This window comes from Burkholderia sp. Ac-20345 (assembly GCF_017104825.1).
Taxonomy (GTDB): Bacteria; Pseudomonadota; Gammaproteobacteria; order Burkholderiales; family Burkholderiaceae; genus Burkholderia; species Burkholderia lata_B.
The window spans coordinates 1-6,201 of sequence record NZ_JAAGPO010000335.1; the positions used below are offsets into that span (position 1 = coordinate 1).

Annotated in this window: 6 protein-coding genes; all 6 read left to right on the forward strand. The window is 67.8% G+C overall.

The features are described 5' to 3' along the window. A partial coding sequence (locus tag G3O06_RS45865; protein ID WP_205820039.1) for an aminotransferase class V-fold PLP-dependent enzyme occupies window positions 1–600 on the forward strand: 600 nt, incomplete at its 5' end. A 101-nt stretch (window positions 601–701) separates the two neighbouring features. Beyond that, entirely contained in the window at window positions 702–1,466 is a 765-nt protein-coding gene (locus tag G3O06_RS45870; protein ID WP_205820040.1) for a sugar phosphate isomerase/epimerase, read from the forward strand. Between the two features lie 28 nt (window positions 1,467–1,494). Further along, window positions 1,495–2,487: a sugar kinase gene (locus tag G3O06_RS45875; protein WP_174979888.1), complete on the forward strand. Its 993-nt coding sequence runs from the start codon at window positions 1,495–1,497 to the stop codon at window positions 2,485–2,487. A gap of 311 nt (window positions 2,488–2,798) precedes the next feature. Next, window positions 2,799–4,079, forward strand: a complete 1,281-nt coding sequence (locus G3O06_RS45880) for an MFS transporter (protein WP_174916902.1) — start codon at window positions 2,799–2,801, stop codon at window positions 4,077–4,079. 5 nt (window positions 4,080–4,084) lie between these two features. Next, window positions 4,085–5,050: an NAD(P)-dependent oxidoreductase gene (locus G3O06_RS45885; RefSeq protein WP_205820041.1), complete on the forward strand. Its 966-nt coding sequence runs from the start codon at window positions 4,085–4,087 to the stop codon at window positions 5,048–5,050. 431 nt (window positions 5,051–5,481) lie between these two features. Further along, on the forward strand, window positions 5,482–6,201 hold a 720-nt coding region (locus G3O06_RS45890), incomplete at its 3' end, for a LacI family DNA-binding transcriptional regulator (RefSeq protein ID WP_205820042.1).

Consider the following 6,201-nt stretch of genomic DNA (forward strand, 5'->3'; position numbering starts at 1 on the left):
CCGGCGTCACGCCCGAATGGGTCGTGTTCACGAGCGGCGCGACCGAAGCGAACAACCTGGCGCTCGCCGGCTTCGCGTGGTCGGACGACGCGCACGCACGGGTGGGACGTCGCGACCGTGCCGGTCGACGACTACGGCACGCTGCGCGTCGACGCATTCGATGCGTGCCTGACGCCGCACACGCGGCTCGTGTCGCTCGCGCACGCGAACAACGAAACCGGCGTCGTGCAGCCGCTCGGCGTATTCGCCGCGCGCAGCCGCGCCTGCGGCACGCGGGTGCACACTGACGCGTCGCAAAGCATCGGCAAGCTGCCGGTCGACGTGCGCGCGCTCGGTGTCGACATGCTGACGCTGTCGGGACACAAGTTCTACGGCCCGCCCGGCGTCGGCGCGCTGGTGCGCGATCCGGTGCTGCCACTGGTCCCGCTGCTGCACGGCGTGCCCAAGGGACGCCGCGCGTGTCGCCGGCGCGGTGCGGCTGTCGATCGGCGTGGAGACGACCGACGACGACATCGACTGGGCGGTGCGGTGCCTGTGCGGCGCATGGCTCGACGAGATCGGCCGCCACGCAGCGTGATGGCGCCGGCTGCCTTGCGCTGAACAGGTCCTAGGGATTTCCACTATGGTGCGGACCCTGCCCGAGGCGCACCATCCGTCTCATATGAATGGAACCGGTTCCATTCCGGAAATGGAAGGGCAAAATGACAGACATCGTGATCGTGGCGAGCGCATTCGGGATGGACCGCGTGCGTCAGGAGGGCCACAGCGCATTCATCGCGACCGCGGCAGCATCCGGTGCGACCGGCTTCGAGGTGCGGCGCGAACTGTTCGCGTCGGAAGAGGAAGCCGCGCCCGGCGCGCTGGCCGCGCTCGGTGCGCAACTGGCCAGCCACGGGCTGTGGTCGGTCTATTCGACGCCGGCCAACCTGTACACGGAAACGGGCGCGCTCGATGCGGACGCGTTGCGCAGCGCGCTCGCGGAAGCCGACGCGCTCGGCGCGCGCTTCGTCAAATTCCAGCTCGGCGGCTTCGCCGGCAATGCGCACGCAGCGGACATCGTCGCGCTGTCGCGCGGCGCGCAGGCCCGTGTGGTGGTCGAGAACGGCCAGCTACCGGTGGGCGGCGCGCTCGCGCAGTTCCGCGGGCTGTTCGATGCACTGGCCGCGGCGGGCATGCCCGATGCGCTCGGGATGACGTTCGACATCGGCAACTGGCAGTGGCCGGGCGAAGCGCCGCTTGATTGTGCGCAAGTGCTCGCGCCGCATGTGGAATACATTCATTGCAAGGCAGTCGCGGGCGAGGGCGCGCGCCGTTTCGCCGCTGCGCCGGCGCCGAACGACCCGCTCGTGACCGGCGTGCTCGCGGCGCTGCCGCAGCAGGCGCCGCGCGGCATCGAGTTTCCGTTCGACGCGGCCGACCTGGCGGGCGATGCGTGCCGGCGCGTCGCGTGGCTCGCCACCGCGTGACGGAGGAAGGATCCTGGAGAGTTCATTCATGAAAGCAGCACTCGATGTCGTGACCTACGGCGAAGCGATGGCGATGTTCGTCGCGACCGAGCCCGGCCATCTCGCGCACGCGGCGCAATTCGCGAAACGGATCGCGGGCGCCGACCTGAACGTCGCGATCGGCCTGTCGCGGCTCGGCTTCCGGGTCGGCTGGATGAGCCGCGTCGGCCGCGATTCGTTCGGCGGCTACGTGCTCGACACGCTGGCGCGCGAGGGCATCGACGCGTCGTGCGTGACCGTCGATCCGCGTTATCCGACCGGCTTCCAGCTCAAGTCGCGCAATGACGACGGCAGCGACCCGACCGTCGAATATTTCCGCAAGGGCTCGGCAGCGAGCCACCTGTCTTGCGACGACTACGTGGCCGACTACGTGCTCGGCGCGGGCCACCTGCACCTGACGGGCGTCGCGCCGGCGATCTCCGCGACGTCGTGCGAACTTGCGTTCAAGCTCGCACGCGAAATGCGCGCGGCCGGCAAGACGATCTCGTTCGACCCGAACCTGCGCCCGACGCTGTGGCCGTCCGCCGACGTGATGGCGAAGACGCTGAACGCGCTCGCATCGCTCGCCGACTGGGTGCTGCCGGGTGTCGCCGAAGGGCGGCAACTGACGGGGCACGACACGCCGGCCGACATCGCGGGCTTCTATCTCGCGCAGGGTGCGCGCGGCGTCGTGATCAAGCTCGGTGCCGAAGGCGCGTACTACCGGACGGCTGACGGCCGTGACGGAACGGTGGCGGGCGAGCGCGTGCAGAACGTCGTCGACACGGTCGGCGCCGGCGACGGCTTCGCGGTCGGCGTGGTCAGCGCGCTGCTGGAGGGCAAGACGATCGAGCAGGCCGTGGCGCGCGGCAACCGGATCGGTGCGCTCGCGATCCAGGTGATCGGCGACTCGGAAGGGCTGCCGACCCGTGCCGCGCTCGATCGATTCGAAAACGTCAGCAATCGCGCCGATCGCTTAGAGGAAACCTTCACCGCGCAATGAGAGGCCGGACACGGCACAATCCGCGGACTCATTTCGTCGTGCATGCGCACGGCAAGGTACGGGACCGGGACGGGCGCTGCAGCGTTGGTCCGGGTCGATTGCGAAGCATGGGGCTCAAGTCAGTGTTAAAGAACGAACTTGGGCCGACCGCGAAGCATGGGGTCCAAGTAAGTGCTAAAGCACTAACTTGAGCCGACCGCGAAGCATGGGACCTGAGTAAGTGCTAAAGCACTAACTCGGGTCGACCGCGAAGCATGGGACCGGAGTAAGCGCTAAAAGCGCTAACTCCGGTCGACACAGGAGACATTCTGATGGCCAACACTCTCGCTGCCCGCCGCTGGTGGACGATCATGCCGATCGTCTTCATCACGTACAGCCTCGCCTACCTCGACCGCGCGAACTACGGGTTCGCGGCCGCGGCCGGCATCAACCAGGACCTCGGGATCAGCAAAGGCCTGTCGTCGCTGATCGGCGCGCTGTTCTTCCTCGGCTATTTCTTCTTCCAGATCCCCGGCGCGATCTATGCGGAACGCCGCAGCGTGAAGAAGCTCGTGTTCGTCAGCCTCATCCTGTGGGGCGCCTGCGCGGCACTCACGGGCGTGGTCAGCAACATCCCGTCGCTGATGGCGATCCGCTTCGTGCTCGGCGTTGTTGAGGCGGCCGTGATGCCGGCGATGCTGATCTACATCAGCAACTGGTTCACGAAGAACGAGCGCTCGCGCGCGAACACGTTCCTGATCCTCGGCAACCCGGTCACCGTGCTGTGGATGTCGATCGTGTCGGGCTATCTCGTGCACGAATTCGGCTGGCGCCACATGTTCATCGCCGAAGGCGTGCCGGCCATCATCTGGGCCGTGTGCTGGTGGTTCCTCGTGCAGGACAAGCCGGCCGATTCGCCGTGGCTCAACGCGCAGGAAAAGCGTGACCTCGACGCCGCACTCGCGGCCGAGCAGGCAGCGATCAAGCCCATGCGCAACTATGGCGAGGCGTTCCGCTCGCCGGCCGTGATCAAGCTGTGTGCACAGTATTTCTGCTGGAGCATCGGCGTGTATGGCTTCGTGCTGTGGCTGCCGTCGATCGTCAAGAACGGCTCGGACCTCGGGATGGTCGCGACCGGCTGGCTGTCCGCGCTGCCGTATCTCGCCGCGACGATCGCGATGATTGCCGCATCGTGGGCGTCCGACAAGGTCGGTTCGCGCCGCGGTTTCGTGTGGCCGTTCCTGTTGATCGGCGCGGCTGCGTTCGCCGCATCGTACGCACTCGGCTCGTCGCATTTCTGGATCTCGTATGCGCTGCTGGTCGTGGCGGGCGCCGCGATGTACGCGCCGTACGGCCCGTTCTTCGCGATCGTGCCGGAACTGCTGCCGAAGAACGTCGCCGGCGGCGCGATGGCGCTGATCAACAGCATGGGCGCGCTCGGCTCGTTCGTCGGCTCGTACTTCGTCGGCTATCTGAACGGTGCGACCGGCTCGCCCGTCGCGTCGTACGCGTTCATGAGCGCCGCGCTCGTCGCCGCGGTGATCCTCACGCTGTCCGTCAAACCCCAGGCGCGCGATGCGCATCCGCTCGCGACGCCGCTGCAAGGAAAATGAATCAGATGAAGCCCCGTATCGTCGCGTACAAGCCGCTGCCCGATGACGTCCTCGCGTACCTGCGCGAGCATGCGGACGTCGTGCAGGCCGACGGCGCCGCAGCCCTCGCCGATGCGCTCGGCGACGCGGACGGCGCGATCGGCGCGAGCCTGAAGGTCACGCCGCAGATGCTCGACCGCGCACCGCGGCTGAAGGCGTGGTCGACGATCTCGGTCGGCTACGACAACTTCGACGTCGCGGATCTCACGCGGCGCGGAATCGTGCTTGCGCATACGCCGGACGTACTGACCGAGTCGACCGCCGATACGGTGTTCTCGCTGATCCTCGCGTCCGCGCGACGCGTGGTCGAACTGGCCGAGTGGGTGAAGGCAGGAAACTGGCATCACAGTATCGGCGCCGACCTGTACGGCACCGACGTGCAGGGCAAGACGCTCGGCATCGTCGGGCTCGGGCGGATCGGCGGCGCGGTCGCGCGCCGCGCGGCGCTCGGTTTCCGGATGCAGGTGCTGTACGCGAACCGCTCCGCGCATGCGGAAGCCGAGACGCAGTACGGCGCGCGGCGCGTGACACTCGACGAATTGCTCGCGCAATCGGATTTCGTGTGCCTGCAGGTACCGCTGTCGCCGGAAACGCACCACCTGATCGGTGCGGCCGAATTCGCGAAGATGAAGCGTGGCGCGATCCTGATCAATGCATCACGCGGGCCGGTGGTCGACGAAGCCGCGCTGGTCGATGCGCTGCGCGCGGGCACGATCCGCGGCGCGGGGCTCGATGTGTTCGAGAAGGAGCCGCTGCCGGCGGATTCGCCGCTGCTGCAGATGAAGAATGTCGTCGCGCTGCCGCATATCGGCTCGGCGACGCACGAGACGCGCCACGCGATGGCGCGCTGCGCCGCGGAAAACCTCGTCGGCGCGCTGGCCGGCACGCTGCGCACGAATCTCGTCAATCCGGATGCGCTCGCGCAGGTCTGATCCGCCATATTCGTCCGGCCGGGGTGACGCCGGCGCCGTTAGAGGCGATGATCTTGGTGCCGGAGGGCTGGCTGCGTTATGATCGCCCGCGCGTCGCGTCGACGATGCCGGCAACGCTGCCGGTGGCGTTCCGCGACGGGTATCCGCGCCATCCGGTGCGGCCGACTGCTTTTGCAGGTGACCGGGGCGGGTGCCGACGCGCCGGCGCCGATCAGCGTAAGCTAAAGCGCCAACGCTGACCGACCGCGAAGCATGGGATCCACGTAAGCGCTAAAGCGCTAACGTGTATCGACCGCGAGGCATGGGGTCAGCGTAAGCGCTGAAGCGCTAACGCTGACCGACAGGAGATTCCACCGGGTGGCTTACGTTTCCAACAACAAAGGTCCGTCTGCTCACGAAGCGGCGCGGATCGTACGTCGCGAGGCACGACAGTGACCGATTCGCAACCAACCACGACGCGTCCGGCGACGATCAGCGATGTCGCGCGCGAAGCCGGCACGGGCAAAACCAGCGTGTCGCGCTACCTGAACGGCGAGACGCACGTGCTGTCCACCGATCTGCGCCAGCGGATCGAAACGGCAATCGCACGGCTCAACTACCGGCCGAACCAGATGGCGCGCGGGCTCAAGCGCGGCCGCAACCGGCTGCTCGGCATGCTCGCGGCCGACCTGACCAATCCCTATACCGTCGAAGTGCTGCAGGGCGTCGAGGCCGCGTGCCACGCGCTCGGCTATATGCCGCTGATCTGTCACGCGGCAAACGAAGTCGAGATGGAGCGCCGCTTCCTGCAACTGCTCACGACCTACCGCGTCGAAGGGCTGATCGTCAACGCGCTCGGCGCCGACGAGGACGTGCTGCGCCCGCTGCGCGGGGCCGGCATCCCGGCCGTGCTCGTCGACCGGACGGTCGAAGGCTTCGAGGCCGACCTGATCGGCCTCGACAACGGCGACGCGATCGAGACGGCACTCGCACACCTGGTCGAACACGGTTTCGACGCGATCCATTTCGTCGTGCAGCCGTTCGAGCGCGTCAGCTCGCGGCGCCTGCGCGAGGCCGCGTTCCGCGCGGCACTGGCGGCGCGCGGGCTGACGGTGCCGTCGACGGTCGTGCTCGACCTGAACGAGCCCGACGCGGTCACGGCGGCGCTGGCC

Excerpts from the sequence above, each read along its gene's own strand:
- G3O06_RS45870 (WP_205820040.1), top strand. The coding sequence starts at position 702 with ATGACAGACATCGTGATCGTGGCGAGCGCATTCGGGATGGACCGCGTG.
- G3O06_RS45875 (WP_174979888.1), top strand. The coding sequence starts at position 1,495 with ATGAAAGCAGCACTCGATGTCGTGACCTACGGCGAAGCGATGGCGATG.
- G3O06_RS45885 (WP_205820041.1), top strand. The coding sequence starts at position 4,085 with ATGAAGCCCCGTATCGTCGCGTACAAGCCGCTGCCCGATGACGTCCTC.
- G3O06_RS45880 (WP_174916902.1), top strand. The coding sequence starts at position 2,799 with ATGGCCAACACTCTCGCTGCCCGCCGCTGGTGGACGATCATGCCGATC.